This window comes from Priestia sp. SIMBA_032, from assembly GCF_046535215.1.
Lineage (GTDB): Bacteria > Bacillota > Bacilli > Bacillales > Bacillaceae_H > Priestia > Priestia aryabhattai.
Map to the genome: position 1 here is coordinate 908243 of NZ_JAWRXD010000001.1, position 16997 is coordinate 925239.

Consider the following 16997-nt stretch of genomic DNA (forward strand, 5'->3'; position numbering starts at 1 on the left):
AATAGGTAACTAGCAGCAATTGTTTAACACCTATAATGATAAAGAAAAGGTGATTATGATGGATCAGCAGTTAATAGATAAACTAGAAAAACTCGACCAAGTTAAAACCTCATTATTTGAACTCAAGCGAAAGCTCTTGGAAGATAAAATCAGTGAGCAGCCCTATAATTTGACCATTACGAAATTTTTAATTCTAAAATTTATTGGAATCAGCTCTAAACGTATGGTAGCCGAAATTTCTTCAAATCTAAAGCTAACCTCTGGGGCTACTACCATTTTATTAAATCAATTAGAAGATGACGCACTCATTAAGCGCGTACGTGACCAAAAAGACCGCCGAATTGTATGGATATCCTTAACAGAGGCTGGCGAAACATTAGTGAACTACGTAATTGAGCAGCGAAATTTATTTTGGCAAGACATGCTTTTTGCTCTAACTCCTGAAGAACAAGATGAGTACCTCCGCATGCTTGAAAAAATGGAAAAACGAATTAGACAAACGGTAGATCGTTAATGATAAAAAGAGGCTGAGACATAACGAGATGAATTCAATCTAAAGACGAACAAATGGGAGACATGAGCTGAACCGCTTGTGACACCGCAGTTGATTTCCGTGCAAGACTTCGCTTTCCGCGGGCGGCTGCTGAGCCTCCTCGTCGCTTACGCTCCTGCGGGGTCTCACCTGTTCCGCTTTTCCTGCAGGAGTCTTCGTCTTGCTCTCCAATCAACTGCTAGCATGAACGAAACAGATGGAAGCCCTGCTCAACATAACAAAGAAAACGAACCGTGAATCAACATGTTGGATTCACGGTTCGTTTTTCACTTGGGCTTAAATACTTTTGTCCCAGCCTCTTTTTATGATGTGCTACCCTTGAAGGGTTTAGAAACCTTTGGGTTTTCTGCCTTTAAAATTCAGGATTGTTCTTTAAAAACCCCCTCCAAGCCTGTGCTGTAGCTTTCTCAATTTCTTCTTTGGAAGCATAAAGCCTCTTAGCGCTATCTTCATAGCCAATTTCAATTTTACCTTTTTTCAATTCTTCAAATACTGAATCAGCAAAGTCCTCAAGCGGCGCTCCAAATGTATGAAGTCCCGGGCCTCCTAAATCCGTGTTCACAGCTGGAGGAAGAATTTCTATTACTTCGGTATTTGTTTCTTCTACTTGATGTCTTAAACTAATCGTAAACGACCTTAATGCCGCTTTTGTTGCGCTGTAGATTGGCACCCATGCTCCAGGTGTTAAAGACAGCCCGGACGTTACGTTAATAACCGCAGCACGTTCTTGTTGAACGAAATGAGGAATCAAAAGCGAAGTTAAATGAATAGGAGCACTTACATTACTCATTAGTTCTTTTTCGTAATACTGCCACTCTTCGTGCATGTGTAAAAGATTTACGCGCTGCTGAATGCCTGCATTATTCACAATAACATTTAATTTTGGGAACGTTTCAGTCGCCCATTTTACTAGCTCTACTCTGCTTTCTTCTATTGATACGTCGCACACTTTTGTATGTAACGAAGGGAATCTTTCTTTTGCTTCCTGCAGCTTTGATTCCCTTCTTCCACAAATAATGACTTCATTTCCTTCATTTAAAAAACGTTCTGCAAGCGCCAACCCAATTCCAGACGCTCCGCCCGTAATTAAAATAGTGTTTCCTGACATTTTCATTACTTTTCCTCCTCGTTCAACCATCACATTTCTTTTTTAATAAACAAAGCGCTACTGCATGAATGACAATAGCGCTTTGTTTATTATTTATCTTACAAGACATTTTAGTCTTAATTTAAAATTAAAAGTCAAAGTTATCCGGATCTGGACCTACGCGATGATTTTGATTTAATGCGTTGATTTTTTCAACTTCTTCTGCATTTAATTCAAAATCAAATACGTCTGCATTTTGGATAATACGATGTTCTTTTGTTGACTTAGGAATCGTTACTACTTCGTTTTGTAAGTCCCAACGTAAGATAACTTGAGCAGTTGATTTTCCGTGCTTTTCAGCAATTTGAGTTAACACTTCGTTATCAAGCAGCTCACCTTGTGCAAGCGGTGACCATGCTTCCACTTGGATTCCTTGTTTTTTGCAGTATTCACGCACTTCTGTTTGTGTTAAAAGTGGATGAAATTCGATTTGGTTTACCATCGGCTTAACTTCTGCATCTGCAATTAAGTCTTCCAAATGATGAACTTGGAAATTCGATACGCCGATTGCACGAATTTTCCCGTCTTTATAAAGCTTTTCAAGTGCTTTCCACGTATCTTTATACTTACCTTCAACTGGCCAGTGAATTAAGTATAAATCTAAATATTCAAGACCTAGCTTGTTTAAGCTTGTTTCAAACGCTTGAAGAGTTGTATCATATCCTTGATCTGCATTCCACACTTTTGATGTAACAAATAGTTCTTCGCGAGAAACACCCGATTCTTTGATCGCTTGTCCAACGCCTTCTTCATTTTCATAAATTTTAGCCGTATCAATGCTTTTATATCCAGCTTTGATTGCATATTTAACTGAATCTACAACTTCTTGACCATCTTCTACTTTATAAACACCTAAACCTAACCAAGGCATTTTAACGCCGTTTGCTAAGGTCGTCGTTGACTGTAAGTTTTCCATGTTGCTGTTCATCCCCTTTTTTTACTGTTGAATTATTCGTAAAGAGTAATTGCTTGTGAAATTTGTTCTGCGCACTGCTTAACAAGCGCAGCATGTTCTTCGTCTTTCTCTTGTGAAATACGAACGGATGGACCTGATAAAGCAATAGCTGCCATTATTTTTCCTTTTCTGAAAATAGGAGCTGCAATACAGCGAACGCCAGGCTCCCGTTCTTCATCATCGACAGCATATCCTCTTTCCTTACTTAAAGCCAAATCAGCTTCAAGCTCGTCCAGCTCGGTGATCGTTCGATCTGTATAGGCTTCAAGCGAAAGTTCATGAAGAATAGATTTTTGCACGCTGTCCTCTTGATAAGCAAGAATACACTTCCCAATAGCATTTGCATGAAGCGGCTTTTTATTTCCTACTTCGGAATGTGTACGAGTGCTATATTGCCCGTTCACCACCTGAGTTGTAACCATTTGTTTATGATGGAGAATTCCCGCGTAAATGGTCTCATTGGTCTCTTCACTCAGCTTCTGCATAGCAGGAACAGAGAGCCAATTCATCTCATAATTCGTATGCATCGTATTTTGCACGAGTGCCAGCACCAGTTGAGGTGAAACCGTATAGCGGTTAGACGGGTTTCTTACAATAAATCCGTTTTGTTCAAGCGTGCTCACAAGACGATACATCGTACTCTTATTAAAACCGAGCGCTTCCATCATTTCTGGAATAGTCATATTCGGACGGTTTAAAAGCAAAGAGAAGATATCTAATCCTTTTTTTAAAGTTCCAACCTCGGACATGCCCTTCTTCCTCCTTTTATCCGAACAACAATTTTATTATAAAACAAAGCTCTTTATCGTATCAAATAAGGAAACTAACCTAAGTTACTTTCCCTGTATGAGAGAATATATAACGTAATTGTTCTTCTTAATCTATTCCACTGTTTTTTCTATTTAAACATAAAAAAAGCCTTAACAATAGAATTTTTTTACAGTTTTTCAAATTAGCTTTGCTTTTCACTCGTTAACTTCTTCAAATCGCTTCAGCTGCTCCAGCTGATTTTCCTTTTTCATAATTTCTTTCTGACGCTCGCCTAGTAAATCGAAATGAGGATAGCCGGATCGATTATCAATATACTTAGCGGGAATACCATACTTTTCTCCCCACTTAATCAGCTTATTTAAGTCACTGCAACCTACTTTTGTTACGGTAGTTGCATATGGAAAACGCTCATCAAGCCAGTAATGAGTTAAAAAGGCAATCTCTCCTCGCTTAACAGCTGCTTTCCATGCGTTTAGTTCCGGGCGTTTGATTCCAAATGCCATCATTTCACCTTTTCTCTTTTAAATAAGTAGTCACATTATTTATTTACTATAAAGAAAAAATCTCATTCTTATAGAAATCTTTCATAATACCTTGTCTATTTATAACCATCTCTAAATAATAGCGTACTTTCTCAACCCGTTTCCTGTCTAACATTATTGTGTGCTTATGATTTTATCATCATCTTCTTTTGCTTTTCAAAAGATCAAACAAAAAAATAACGTTTAAATAATAAAGAAAAGCTTTATATGTAAAAGAAACTAAGGATTAATTTCAACATTTCTGTTGCGAAAGATTTTTCCTTTATATTGAATGTTGTTCGTTTTTTATTATGGCAGTATGCATTTAGTTTGAATCTTTAGTATATTAAAAAACTTCCAAAGTTACCATTCTCACAAAAAGACAGAATTTACTTTTTATTCCGAAAATAATATAATTTAAGTGATATGAAGCTTTTTGCTTCATCTATTTATTATCAAAGGGGGAATTCCGCTTGGCAATGAATGAAAATTCTTTAAAGAAGGTAAATAATGCTTCTTCCTCTCCTGATTACACAGAAATTGTACAGTCTACTTCATTTCAAAAACTTTTGAAACAAAAACGTAATTTTATTTTACCGCTCTCTCTGTTTTTTCTTGCTTTTTATTTTACCTTGCCTATTTTAACGGCTTACACAACCGTCTTAAACAAACCAGCTTTTGCTTCTATGACTTGGGCGTGGGTATTTGCTTTTGCGCAGTTTGTGATGACGTGGGCCCTATGCATTTTATACACAAAAAGAGCCTCGAAATTTGATGAACTTGTTGAAACGATAAAAAAAGAAGCTGCAAATTGAATAGGGGGTTAAATGAATGAACGTACTAGCTTTTTCACTTTTTTTAGCCATTGTAGGTCTTACGCTAATCATTACGTATGCGGCATCCAAGCGAACAAAAACAACCAGTGACTTTTATACAGCAGATGGAAGTTTAACCGGCTGGCAAAACGGCATGGCGATTGCCGGAGATTATATGTCTGCTGCGTCATTTTTAGGCATAGCCGGAATGGTAGCGCTTTCTGGATTTGACGGTTTTTTTTACAGCATCGGCTTTTTAGTTGCCTATCTCGTTGTGTTATACATTGTCGCTGAACCACTTCGCAACTTAGGAAAGTACACGATGGCAGATATGATAGCAGCTCGTTTTAACGAAAAGAAAGTGCGGGGAGTTGCTGCGTTAAACACGATCACCATTTCCATTTTTTATATGATTGCGCAGCTCGTTGGAGCAGGAGCATTAATTCATTTATTACTTGGTCTAGATTACGTGTACTCTGTCTTAATTGTCGGCGTCTTGATGACGGTTTACGTTGTATTTGGAGGAATGACAGCGACTAGCTGGGTGCAGATTGTCAAAGCCTTGCTTCTGATGATTGGTACGTTCATTATTTCCATTATCGTATTTTCAAAATTTGATTTTAGCTTAGCTAAAATGTTTTCCGAGATGAAAACTGCAACTCCTCTTGGTGAAGGCTTTTTAAATCCAGGAAATAAATTCAAAAATCCGCTGGACATGATTTCGTTGAATTTAGCTCTTGTTCTTGGTACAGCAGGCCTGCCTCATATCCTTATTCGTTTCTTCACAGTAAAAGACGCCATCACCGCACGAAAGTCTGTGATTTATGCAACGTGGATCATTGGCGTTTTTTACATTATGACAATCTTTTTAGGATTCGGTGCTGCTGCATTCGTAGGGTACGATGATATTATCAAAGCAAATGCAGCAGGAAACATGGCAGCTCCCCTGCTCGCTCAAGTTCTTGGCGGAGACTTTCTCTTTGCGTTCGTCTCAGCTGTAGCTTTTGCTACGATTTTAGCTGTTGTAGCTGGGCTGGTGCTCTCAGCAGCTTCAGCATTCGCACACGACTTCTATAGTCATATTCTCCGTAAAGGAGCTGCAACTGAAAAAGAACAGGTAGTAGCTGCACGATGGGCTTCTATTGGGGTATCCATTCTATCTATTATTCTTGCATTATTTGCTCAAAACATGAACGTAGCATTTTTAGTTGCACTTGCCTTTGCCGTAGCAGCGAGCGCTAACTTGCCAATTATTCTTCTTACTATTTTTTGGAAACGTTTTAATACAGCAGGAGCAGTCACTGGCATGCTGGTTGGCCTATTCAGCTCACTGTTTTTAGTTGCCATTAGTCCAAACGTGTGGGCACCTGAGCCTGGAGCTGCTATCTTTGTAGGTGAACCGCTCATCACGCTCACAAACCCTGGTATTATCTCTATTCCTCTAGGCTTCTTAGCTGCTTTTATAGGAACACTTCTTTCGTCTAAAAAAGCAGACGAAAAGAAATTTGATGAGATTTTAGTAAAAGCAAATACAGGTATGGGAATCGAAGAGCCTGTCAAACATTAATGCCAAAAAGCCTTGAAGCAGTCTGCTTCAAGGCTTTTTACTAGAATAAATCTTCTTGTAAGCCAATAGCGGCAATTTGTTCATTTCTAAACTTTACAGCTAACATATGCTCTTCTTCCCACGTACATTCAAAAAACAACCCAAGTTCTCTTGTATCATGAGGTGCTTTAGGAACAAAGATTTGAATACACTCAACTAAAAAACCAATGTCTTTTCGCTTTTTTACATTCGGAACTAATAAGTCTACCACGTCTTTTTCAACTTGAGTTCTGTATTCATCTCGCACCTGTTGATAATAATCAAAAAGAGCTTTTTCCGTTCTCTTTAACAATAATTCACTTTGAAGCCAAAATGCTTGAAAAGCCTCTTCTTGCCGTTTTTGAAATGGCTTCTCTTTATCTCCATCAATTGTCAGCAACACGTGTTGTTTTTGTCCAAAGAAAGTGACCTGTTTTTCCCCAACCCAGGCCGAGTCATATAACAAAGATCCAAAAAGTGGATGATGTACTCGTAATGTTTGATTCATTGCATACCTAACCCTCTCAAAAAGTGGATTTCTGCTTGCATTGGCGTATAATAAATGGTGCTTGAAACAAACTTCTAAACTTATTCTATGTTACCATATTTTTTACAGAAAGGAGTGCCACAATGTGTGAATACAATTAAATCTTTGTACCCTTACTTAAAACCTTACAAATGGCTCGCGCTGTTTGCCCCGCTATTGATGGTAATCGAAGTGTTAGCTGACCTTCTGCAACCTACTATTATGCAGCATATCATTGATTATGGCATTGCAAACAACAATCAAACATATGTTATCACCCGAAGTATCCTTATGCTCATGTTAGCAATCATTGGCTTAGCTGCTGGTATCGTCTGCGCCATCCTTAGCACAAAAGCAGCAGTAAATTTTTCTACCGATATTCGGAAATCGCTTTTTGAAAAGATTGAAAACCTCTCAAACAGCAACAGAGACAAACTAGGGACTGGTCACTTAATTACCGTCATGACAAACGATGTAACGAGTGTTCAAAACGCATTGAATATGACGCTAAAAGTATTAGTTAGAGGTCCTTTACTTTTTGCAGGAAGTATTGTGATCGTGTTATTAACCGCTCGTTCTTTGTTTCCTATTATCGTTGTGGTCGTCCCTATTTTATTTTTATGCATTTGGTTTGTGATCACGAAAGCTGGAAAACTTTTTAAAAAAGTTCAGCAAAGCGTTGATCGTGTAAACACAAAAGTCCAAGAAAATTTATCAGGGATGCGTGTAGTAAAAGCGTATGTAAGAGAAGCATATGAAATCAATCAGTTTAAAGAAGCAAACAGCTCCTTGACGCGAGCTAATATGAGTGCCGTTCAGCTTATTTCGCTTTTAATGCCCGTTATTTTATTTGTAGTAAATATCGGAATGGTAGCTACTCTATGGCTGGGTGGACTTCAAGTTGAAGCAGGAAAAATTGAAGCAGGTGTGATTTTAGCTTTTATTAATTACTTAACGATTATTTTAAACGGACTTATGTCAAGCAGCATGGTGCTGATGCAAATTACACGCGCATTCCCTTCAGCTGAACGAATCGATTCTGTTTTAAAAACAAAAATAGACATTCCTCCAGCAAACTCTGCTGCTCAAATCAACAGACTTAAAGGTGATCTATCGTTTCAAAACGTTACATACAGCTACAGTAAAAATGGCGAAAACGTATTAAAAGATATTTCATTTACTGCTACACATGGGGAAACCATTGGCATTATCGGCTCTACTGGAAGCGGAAAATCGACGCTTGCAAAACTTATTTCGCGCTTATATGATCCTGATGGCGGTGAAATTTTTGTAGATGGAAAAAATCTTACGAACTATGACGTAAAAGAGCTTCGCTCATCCATTGGGTTCATTCCTCAAAAAGCTACGCTGTTTACCGGAACGATTGATATGAATATTCGAATGGGAAAAGATCATGCTTCTTCCTCAGAAATTGAAGATGCTGCAGCTTTTGCATGCGCCACGGAGTTTATTGAAAAGCTCCCAGAAAAATATGAGTATCCTTTAACAAGAGGAGCTACCAATTTATCAGGAGGGCAAAAGCAGCGCCTTTCAATCGCCCGTGCATTTGTTAGAAAGCCTGCTATATTGGTCATTGATGATGCAACTTCAGCGTTGGATGCTGTCTCAGAAGCGCAGGTACTAACACATTTAAAAGAAGAGTTTTCGAATGCGACCGTCATTATTATTGCGTCTAAAATTTCGTCTCTTCTTCACGCTGATCATATTATCGTCATGGATGAAGGCAAAATTGCTGAACAAGGGACTCATGAAGAATTGCTTCGTTACCGCTCTCTTTATTACGACATTTATCTTGCACAAGGCGGAAAAGAGGTGTTGCCTAGTGAATAATCAAGGTAAAAATCAAATGAGCTCTATTCGCGGCCCTAGAGGAATGATGAAAGGTCCTGTAGTGAAGCCAAAGAATGCGAAAAAAACACTGCACAGAATCTGGTCATATATGGGGAAACGAAAGCCTCCGCTTGTAGCTGCAATAATCTTAGTTATTTTGACTTCCCTGCTTAATTTATTAGGCCCTTATTTAATTGGGGTTATTATTGATGAGCATATTATTCCCAAAGATATCAGCGGAACGATACGAATGTCACTCACTCTTGCAGGAATTTACATTACGACATCTTTGTTAACATGGCTGCAAACCTATTTAATGGTAAACGTTTCGTTTACGACCATTGGCTTGCTCCGCCAAGATTTATTTGCAAAGCTTCAGACTCTCTCTCTTCGCTTTTTTGACAAACGAGCTCACGGAGAGTTAATGAGCCGGGTTACTAATGATATTGATAATCTAAACAACGCTCTGAGTCAAAGCGTCATTCAGGCTCTGTCCTCTATTTTGTCTTTAGTGGGCATTACCATTGCGATGTTCTCGCTCAACTGGATTCTTGCTATTATCACGCTGATTGTTATTCCATTGATGGTTATAATCGTTCGACAAATATTAAAACGAAGCAGTGAAAATTTTGTCAAACGCCAAAAAGACTTAGGTGAACTAAACGGCTTTGTAGAAGAAGCAATCTCTGGAGGAGAAGTTGTTACGCTTTTTAGTAAGGAAAAAGATTTTTTAACTGTTTTTAATGAACGAAATGAACAGCTGAGAAGTTCAGCAACAAAAGCAGAAACATTTTCAGGCTTTTTAGGTCCTGTCACAAACTTTATTAACAATTTAGGCTTAGCACTAGTGATTGGAGCAGGAGCATTTATGGCGGTTCAAGGTAGCGTTACAGTGGGGATGATTGCTTCGTTTGTTAACTACTCACGTCAGTTCTCTCGCCCAATCAGTCAAATGGCAAACTTAGTAAACACCATTCTTTCGGCTATTGCCGGCGCAGAGCGCGTGTTTGCGATTATGGATGAGCAGCCAGACGTCACAAACAAGCCAACCGCTCTTTCTGTTACAAAATTTGCAGGAGACGTTGCTTTTGAGAACGTATCATTTGGCTATACTGACGAAAAAATGATTTTAAAAAATGTTACACTTACAGCAAAAAAAGGTGAAATGGTTGCTTTGGTCGGTCCGACAGGTTCTGGTAAAACAACAATCATTAACTTGCTCACACGATTTTATGACATCGCAAACGGAGACATTAAAATTGACGGCCTCTCCATCAGTGACTATAACATCCATGATTTACGAAACCGAATCGGCATTGTTCTTCAGGATACCTATTTATTTTCCGGTACGATTGCAGATAACATTCGATTTGGCAGGCTAGATGCCAGCGATGAAGAAGTGAAAAGCGCAGCAAAAATGGCAAATGCTCATTCTTTTATCAAGCACCTGCCGCAGCAGTACGATACTGTGATTTCAGCCGGTGGAGGAAATTTAAGTGAAGGTCAAAAGCAGCTTTTATCGATTGCTCGAGCCATGCTCTCTGACTGTGATATTTTAATTTTAGACGAAGCTACTTCTAATATTGATACAAAAACAGAAATTGATATTCAAAAAGGAATGAGTAATCTATTAAAAGGAAAAACAAGCTTTGTGATTGCCCACCGCCTTAAAACAATTGAAAATGCAGATCAAATTCTTGTTTTAAAAGACGGACAAATTATTGAAGAAGGAAATCATCGTCAGCTGCTAGAGAAACAAGGTTTTTACCACAAGCTCTATACGCAGCAGTTTACGATTTAAAAGGCAAACACCTTCATGGTGTTTGCTTTTTTGGTTGTATTATTTATCTATCACGGCTACAATTTTTCCTTTTACTCGACGAGTCGCCAGTTCATCTAATGCTGCTGGCACTTCGTCTAGCGAAATGACTTTTTCCACGAGTGCATTTAGCTTATTTTCTTGTAGAAGCATAAGCATTTTATTTCCCGTTTCAGCAAGTTTTCGCTGTTCTTTTACGTTATTAGACTGATGTACACTTCCTAATGCAACTTGATGAAACGATAGTGGGTGCGCAAACGAAATCGCATCGTTTACATTAGGCGGTCCTGCGATGAATGCAATTTGGCCATTAAAAGCAAGAGCCTTTACCGACTCGTCTGCATTATCCCGTCCGACGGTATCCAAGACTAAATCTACACCAATTCCACCGGTAAGCTCCAACGTTTTTCTCACAAAGTCTTCTTTACGGTAGTCGATTACATAATCAGCACCTAAACTTTTTACAAACTCATGATTGGCCGAAGATGCGGTTGTGAGCACTGTAAGACCTGCATTTTTGGCAAGCTGAATGGCAAACCCTCCAACCCCTCCAGCACCTGCGTGAATTAAAATCGTTTGTCCTTTTGAAGCGTTCATTTTGTGAAACAATGCTTGATATGCTGTATACCCCGCACATGGAATAGCTGCAGCATCTTCAAATGAAACTCCTTGTGGAATATGAGAAACCGTGTGAGCTGTTGTCACTCCGTATTGTGCAAACCCGCCTTTTTTTGATAAATCGCTATGATATACAACGCGGTCTCCGACTTTAACAGTTGTGACTTCTTCTCCCACTTCTTCGACAACGCCAGCCGAATCAAGTCCTAATACGTGAGGATATGTCCAACTAGGATTACCGCCGTTTCCCGTTTTATAATCTACAGGGTTAAGGGCAGTAGCTTTAATTTTAACTAAAATTTCACCTTTAGCTGGATGCGGCATTTGGATATCTCCGACTTTCATCTCACTTACTTTCCCCTTGCCTTCTAACAGTAAAGCTTTCATCAAGATCTCCCCTTTTACATTTCTTCCTTCAATTAAAAGTTCTTTTTCAGTATAATAAATACATGTTGTTTACAAAAGACGGCACTTTCATGTAACCAGGTACCTTCCCGGTAACCTAGGTCTATGGATATTAAATTATTATATCCATATTTCATATCTATTTATGAATGGAGGATTAACGGTGAAAGCACCCCACTATAATGTACCTGTTGAAGCAACGCTTGAAGTAATCGGCGGGAAATGGAAAGTTGTTATTTTATGCCTCTTAAAAGAAGGCGAAAAACGTTTTAGTGAACTTCAGCGAGCTATGCCTGCTATTACCAAAAAAATGCTGTCTCAACAGCTAAAAGAATTAGAAAAAGATGGCGTGGTTAATAGAAAAGTCTACAATGAAGTTCCTCCTAAGGTAGAGTACTCACTTAGTGAAGAAGGCGAAACCTTACGAGAAATTTTAAATATGATGTGCGCATGGGGAGATAGAAGAATGGGAAACACCCCAAATTGCAGCTAAGTTCTCCTAGCGGCTCTGTTAAAACAAACGAATAGCCGTTGTCACTGTTTTCAGGAGCTATTCGTTTTTGTTTTATCTATTCTCCTACTCTTTCTTGCAATTCGCCCCTATGTAAGAACATCTGACAACACTATAGAATTCTTTCGCATTTTCAGCTATGATGATGTCGAACGATGCAGCCAGAATTGTCGAAATAAAATTCAAGAATGATAGGTGATTCAATGATGCAATTAGGTTTAAATTTATCCCAAAAACAACTATTAAAATTGGCCATGACACCTGAATTACGTCAGTCTATCAACATTTTAAATTATTCTACGGCCGATTTAGTTCATTATCTTCATCAGCAAGTCAATGAAAATCCTGTAATTAAACTATCTGCTGACGACTCTCAGCAAAAAGATTCATTTTATACTCAAGAGCAGCGTTCATATTCAAAAGGTTATACCGATGACGAGTATAATCCGTTTAATTATATATCTGATCAAACTGTGACATTAGAGAGTCATTTATTAGAGCAGCTGTCTATGCTAAATCATTTACACTCACACCAAAAACACATCGTTCAATTTCTAATTGGAAACTTAAATAAAAACGGTTTTTTAGCAATTGAGCCAAAATTGGCAGCCGAACTGCTGAATGTTTCAATTAATGAAGTCAACGATATGATTCACGTTTTACAAAGCTTTGATCCAATTGGCGTGGGCGCTCAAAATTTTGTGGATTCACTGCTTATTCAAATTAAGGCCAAAAAGTCAAAGCCTCCTTTTTTATACGACGTGGTAAAACACGATATTGAAGATATTGCTAACAAAAAATATCGGAACATTTCAAAAAAATACTCTATTTCGATGCGTGAAGTACAAGAAATTGTTGACTGCTTGCGGACATTAAATCCTCGTCCAGCAGGAGATTTCCACGTCCCGCTTACGAAGTACATCTCGCCTGATGTAACGGTACAGAAAGTTGATGGCCGCTATCATGTTACTCTTCATAGCGAGCTGCTTCCACCCATCGAAATTAACAGTGCCTATCAAAAGCTGGTTCATCACTCTGCATGCGTAACAACCGATCGATACGTACAGGAAAAAATCCATGAAGCTACTTGGCTAATCAATAGTATTGAGCAGCGTAATGCGACGATTTACAACGTGTCCAAAGCCATTGTGGAACATCAGCAAGATTTTTTTGAAGCGGGTATTTCGGGGCTAAAGCCACTTACCTTAAAAGATATTGCTCAAAAAGTAGACTGTCACGAATCAACGGTAAGCCGTGCGACGAACGGGAAGTATATTCAAACGCCGCGCGGGCTGTTTGAGCTAAAATACTTTTTCACCAATTCTTTAGAGCGAAATGATGGAGAACAAAGCAATTCTACTGCCTTTATAAAAGAAAAAATTAAAATATTAATTGCCGAAGAAAATAAATTAAAACCTCTTTCAGATCAAAAACTCATGTCTCTTCTTTCCAGCGAAGGAATTCAAATTTCAAGAAGAACAGTCGCTAAATACCGTGAAGAAGCAGGAATCGAAAGTTCTTCTAAGCGGCGACGATTTTAATATTGCTTATTCTAAATTACAGCTTTATCACTACTAAAAAGAACCCGTTGATTTTACTCAACGGGTTCTTTTTATCGGTTTCCAATAAATAAAAGCCATATGATATTGATACGTATATTCATATGTGTCATTTATTTTCTTTACATGCTGTAAAATAATCTTCTCAGTTTCTAATTTGTCAACATCTTTAGAAAGCACCTTGGTCGAGTTCTTCTTGATGAGATCTTCGTACGTCTCATACGTTACCGTTTTGGTTATAGGAACAAGCTTGCAGTCTGCATAAATGCCCAGTTCATATAAAATATTTAGTAAGTCAATATATTCTTTGCGGCGCCATTTAATTTCATACCCAAGTCTTTCATGTAACTCTATGTAATGAGGCTTTTCTGGACCAGTTGACATGCCGATAACAACCAAACGATTAGCCGAATCATTCATATTTAAGAGACCATCGACAATATTATGCATACGGTAAAAACAGTTTATTCCTACTACGGCATCATAGTTATCTGTTAGACGCTCATACTCCCATTTACCTTCTATGAACTTTAGATTAGAGCGAGCACCCGATTGTTTTTGTAAATAGCGGATGATGCTTGGCGAACAATCCATACACGTAAGTTCTTTTACATAATCAGCAATTGAAAACGTGTAGTTCCCCCATCCAGGGCCAATTTCCATAACGGCGTCACCTGGAGTCAAAAAAGCAAGAAGTTCTTGCTGAAGCTGTTTTACTACAGGATCGTTTTCTGAACTAAAAGACATTTTTTCTAGATAGTGCTGCCAAAATTCATCTTCAGCCCGGTCATCTATCATCCGTTTCGATATTGAGCCGTCCCACTCTTTTAACCCTTCCTGCCACTTTTTCACGCAATCACTTTCATATACCGAAAATTTTGTAAGCTGCATGCATTCACGTTCCCCTCTTTTATACGTAAACCTATACTAACATAAAGAAAAAGAGAGTTCCTTTTTAAATTGGAACTCTCTTTTTCTATTTAATAAATCATGCTGCTGACTCTTCTTCTGTATAGTGCTGTTCTTTTCTTGCATTGATATAAAACATTACTAATGAAAGAACGATGAAGATTGCTGCAAAGATTCCAAGTACGCCAGCCTGATGCCATACATAGCCGAAATCATCACCAATTGAAATGATTTCACGGAAACCGCGAATTGCATAGGTCATAGGCAAGTATGGATTGATTGCCTGGAAGAATTCCGGCACAAGTGCTTTAGGGAATGTACCTGCACTGCCGCCAATTTGAAGCAGCAAAATAATAAACGCTAAATACTGTCCTACTTTTCCTAACGCTGTTGTTAAGAACAAGATCAGCGCAAAGAACGTTACACCTGTAATCATCGTAAAGATATAAAAGTGCCAAATGCTTGTTACGTTTAAATGCAAGCCCCATAGAAGAGCCGTAACCGCAATGGCTGCCTGTAGTATACCTACGATTGCGATGACACTAAACTTACTCAAGAACCATGAAATACCTGAAGTTGGTCGAATAGAAGGTTCTTTTAATGGATAAACAGATGAGAACATTAACGTTCCTGCAAATAAACCAATACATAAGATATATGGAGCTAATCCGACACCGTACTTATCTACGTTGTTTTGTTTATCTGATTTTAAATCCGTTGGATTAGAAAACATGCTGTATGTTTTATCATCCGCTTTAACATCTTTTGCATCTTTTGCACCATCGGCTAAAGATGAATGAAGCTCGCTTGTTCCATCTGATAATTTAGATGAACCATCATATAGTTTGGATGAACCATTCGTTAACTCTTTAGAACCATTTGCTAATTTGGTTGCCCCGTTTTCTAGCTGTGTTAAACCATTTGCTAGCGCTGCGCTTCCTTGCTCAGATTTTTTAAGTCCATCCACAAGTTGCTGCTGTCCGTCGGCAAGCTTTCCAGCTCCTGTATGAGCGTCAGCAATACCGCTGTTTAGCTCTGCAAATTTGCTGTTGAACTGCTTTTCTCCGTCTGCTAGTTTAACAGCACCATTATATACTTTCGTTTGTCCATCGTACAGCTGACTTTGTCCATCAGCAATTTTATTAATAGCGCTTTGAATATCTTCTCCGCCTTTAGACAGCTTTTGAAGCGCCGCTGATAATTCTTGCACTTTATCTACTTTTGCTTTTAGCTGCTCTGCTTTTTGCTGCTGTTCATCCATAAACTGCTGAGACGTGAGTTTTTTAATTCCTGCAATCAGCGTTTGTTTTTGCTCATCAGGAATGGACTCATTGCTGTTAATGCTGTCAATGAGAGCTTGCTGCTGCTGTTCAAACTCTGCTTTTTTTGAATCGACCTGCTGTTTAATCTGTGTAATTTCCTGTTCCGCTTGATTAATTTGCTGCGTAACATTGCTCACTTCAGCGTCCACTTGATTTAAGCCGCTTGTGAACTGCGGAAGCTTTCCTTGAAGTGTCTGCGTTCCATCATTAAGCTGTTTGGTTGCACTTTGTAACTTTGACAATCCATCTCGAACACCAACAGCTCCAGTTTCTAATTGACTAGAAGCGCTATATAATTGACTGCTTCCACTCTCTAGCTTCCCTAAACCGCTGTTTAGGTTGCCTAAGTTTTCATTAATTGTGTCCGCACCGTTTAGGAGCTTAGCTGCACCTGCATTTAAGTCTGTTGCTCCTTTTCTTGCATCCGTTAACCCACTTGCCAATTTAGCTGTACCGTCTTCGAATGTAACCGTGCTGTCTGCCAATTTTTTCATGTTATCTCGCAGCGTTTTCGAGCCATCTTCTAGCTCTCCTGCACCGTCACTTGCTTTTTGAAGACCGTCCGCTACTTGTTTAAAGCTGTCAAATACCGTTTCAGCATACTGCTTTGTGACTGCTTCTTTAATTTGATCATTGATTTTAGCCACTGCATTTGAGCTAATTTGAGCGCCTGAATAGTTCTTTCCGGCATTTGTATGGTAGATAAATTTCATTTTTTTAGGATCTTTATCCATTAATGTTGTTGCATTTTTGGAGAAATTCTTTGGAATTTCCAAAACTAAATAGTAGTCCTCATTTTTTAAGCCTTCTAACGCTTTTTCTTTGTTCGTAAATTTCCAGTCAAATTTATCGTTTTTCTTTAAATCATCAACAAAATCACGACCGACATTCAATTTCTTTCCATCTAACGTAGCACCTTTATCTTCATTTACCACTGCAACTGGAATTTGATCTGTTTTTCCATATGGATCCCAGTAAGCAGATAAAAAGATGACATTATAAAGTAATGGAACAAATAACAATCCGCAAATCACAACAATAGTCATTGGTTTGGAAAAGATTTTTTTCCATTCTCCTTTAATCATATTCATGTTTTTTAGCCTCCAATAATCCTTACTTCCGTCTGACTG

Annotated in this window: 16 protein-coding genes; 7 read left to right on the forward strand and 9 right to left on the reverse strand. The window is 38.5% G+C overall.

The features are described 5' to 3' along the window. Nucleotides 1–58 precede the first annotated feature (58 nt). Nucleotides 59–514, forward strand: a complete 456-nt coding sequence (locus tag SB717_RS04520) for a MarR family winged helix-turn-helix transcriptional regulator (RefSeq protein WP_025749716.1) — start codon at nucleotides 59–61, stop codon at nucleotides 512–514. A 34-nt stretch (nucleotides 515–548) separates the two neighbouring features. Here the strand turns inward: SB717_RS04520 and SB717_RS04525 are convergent, their stop codons facing one another. From SB717_RS04525 to SB717_RS04545, 5 genes are all read right to left on the reverse strand, one after another. After that, on the reverse strand, nucleotides 549–728 hold the full coding sequence (locus tag SB717_RS04525) for a hypothetical protein (protein ID WP_410903328.1): 180 nt from the start codon (nucleotides 726–728) through the stop codon (nucleotides 549–551). 177 nt (nucleotides 729–905) lie between these two features. Next, nucleotides 906–1667 (reverse strand): SDR family oxidoreductase, encoded by a 762-nt coding sequence (locus SB717_RS04530; protein ID WP_410903329.1) that lies wholly within the window; start codon nucleotides 1665–1667, stop codon nucleotides 906–908. Between the two features lie 121 nt (nucleotides 1668–1788). Next, nucleotides 1789–2616: an aldo/keto reductase gene (locus SB717_RS04535; protein ID WP_028412173.1), complete on the reverse strand. Its 828-nt coding sequence runs from the start codon at nucleotides 2614–2616 to the stop codon at nucleotides 1789–1791. 32 nt (nucleotides 2617–2648) lie between these two features. Then, a complete protein-coding gene (locus SB717_RS04540) occupies nucleotides 2649–3404 on the reverse strand; it encodes an IclR family transcriptional regulator (protein ID WP_045294925.1) in 756 nt (251 codons plus the stop codon). Nucleotides 3405–3620: 216 nt separating this feature from the next. Beyond that, nucleotides 3621–3929 (reverse strand): hypothetical protein, encoded by a 309-nt coding sequence (locus SB717_RS04545; RefSeq protein WP_098620827.1) that lies wholly within the window; start codon nucleotides 3927–3929, stop codon nucleotides 3621–3623. Nucleotides 3930–4420: 491 nt separating this feature from the next. On the opposite strand from SB717_RS04545, the gene SB717_RS04550 reads away from it, so the two are divergent. After that, nucleotides 4421–4762, forward strand: a complete 342-nt coding sequence (locus tag SB717_RS04550; RefSeq protein WP_410903331.1) for a DUF485 domain-containing protein — start codon at nucleotides 4421–4423, stop codon at nucleotides 4760–4762. A gap of 16 nt (nucleotides 4763–4778) precedes the next feature. Then, nucleotides 4779–6329 (forward strand): solute symporter family protein, encoded by a 1551-nt coding sequence (locus tag SB717_RS04555; protein WP_144645702.1) that lies wholly within the window; start codon nucleotides 4779–4781, stop codon nucleotides 6327–6329. A 40-nt stretch (nucleotides 6330–6369) separates the two neighbouring features. Here the strand turns inward: SB717_RS04555 and SB717_RS04560 are convergent, their stop codons facing one another. Next, on the reverse strand, nucleotides 6370–6855 hold the full coding sequence (locus SB717_RS04560) for a DUF6985 domain-containing protein (RefSeq protein ID WP_410903333.1): 486 nt from the start codon (nucleotides 6853–6855) through the stop codon (nucleotides 6370–6372). A gap of 126 nt (nucleotides 6856–6981) precedes the next feature. Between SB717_RS04560 and SB717_RS04565 the strand changes: the two genes are divergently transcribed. Beyond that, the gene (locus SB717_RS04565; RefSeq protein ID WP_410903334.1) at nucleotides 6982–8724 is read left to right on the forward strand and encodes an ABC transporter ATP-binding protein; all 1743 of its coding nucleotides are present in this window, start codon (nucleotides 6982–6984) and stop codon (nucleotides 8722–8724) included. 16 nt (nucleotides 8725–8740) lie between these two features. After that, nucleotides 8741–10525: an ABC transporter ATP-binding protein gene (locus SB717_RS04570; RefSeq protein ID WP_341329145.1), complete on the forward strand. Its 1785-nt coding sequence runs from the start codon at nucleotides 8741–8743 to the stop codon at nucleotides 10523–10525. A 39-nt stretch (nucleotides 10526–10564) separates the two neighbouring features. Here SB717_RS04570 and SB717_RS04575 read toward each other — a convergent pair whose 3' ends face one another. Then, a complete protein-coding gene (locus tag SB717_RS04575; protein WP_410903335.1) occupies nucleotides 10565–11548 on the reverse strand; it encodes a zinc-binding dehydrogenase in 984 nt (327 codons plus the stop codon). 163 nt (nucleotides 11549–11711) lie between these two features. On the opposite strand from SB717_RS04575, the gene SB717_RS04580 reads away from it, so the two are divergent. Further along, nucleotides 11712–12059, forward strand: coding sequence for a winged helix-turn-helix transcriptional regulator (locus tag SB717_RS04580; protein ID WP_034668472.1), 348 nt, complete (start codon nucleotides 11712–11714; stop codon nucleotides 12057–12059). Between the two features lie 221 nt (nucleotides 12060–12280). Beyond that, nucleotides 12281–13618 (forward strand): RNA polymerase factor sigma-54, encoded by a 1338-nt coding sequence (gene rpoN / locus SB717_RS04585; protein ID WP_410903336.1) that lies wholly within the window; start codon nucleotides 12281–12283, stop codon nucleotides 13616–13618. A gap of 57 nt (nucleotides 13619–13675) precedes the next feature. Here the strand turns inward: rpoN and SB717_RS04590 are convergent, their stop codons facing one another. Beyond that, nucleotides 13676–14527 (reverse strand): class I SAM-dependent methyltransferase, encoded by an 852-nt coding sequence (locus SB717_RS04590; RefSeq protein WP_410903337.1) that lies wholly within the window; start codon nucleotides 14525–14527, stop codon nucleotides 13676–13678. Nucleotides 14528–14624: 97 nt separating this feature from the next. Next, a complete protein-coding gene (locus SB717_RS04595) occupies nucleotides 14625–16958 on the reverse strand; it encodes a YhgE/Pip domain-containing protein (RefSeq protein ID WP_074678989.1) in 2334 nt (777 codons plus the stop codon). Nucleotides 16959–16997: the final 39 nt, after the last annotated feature.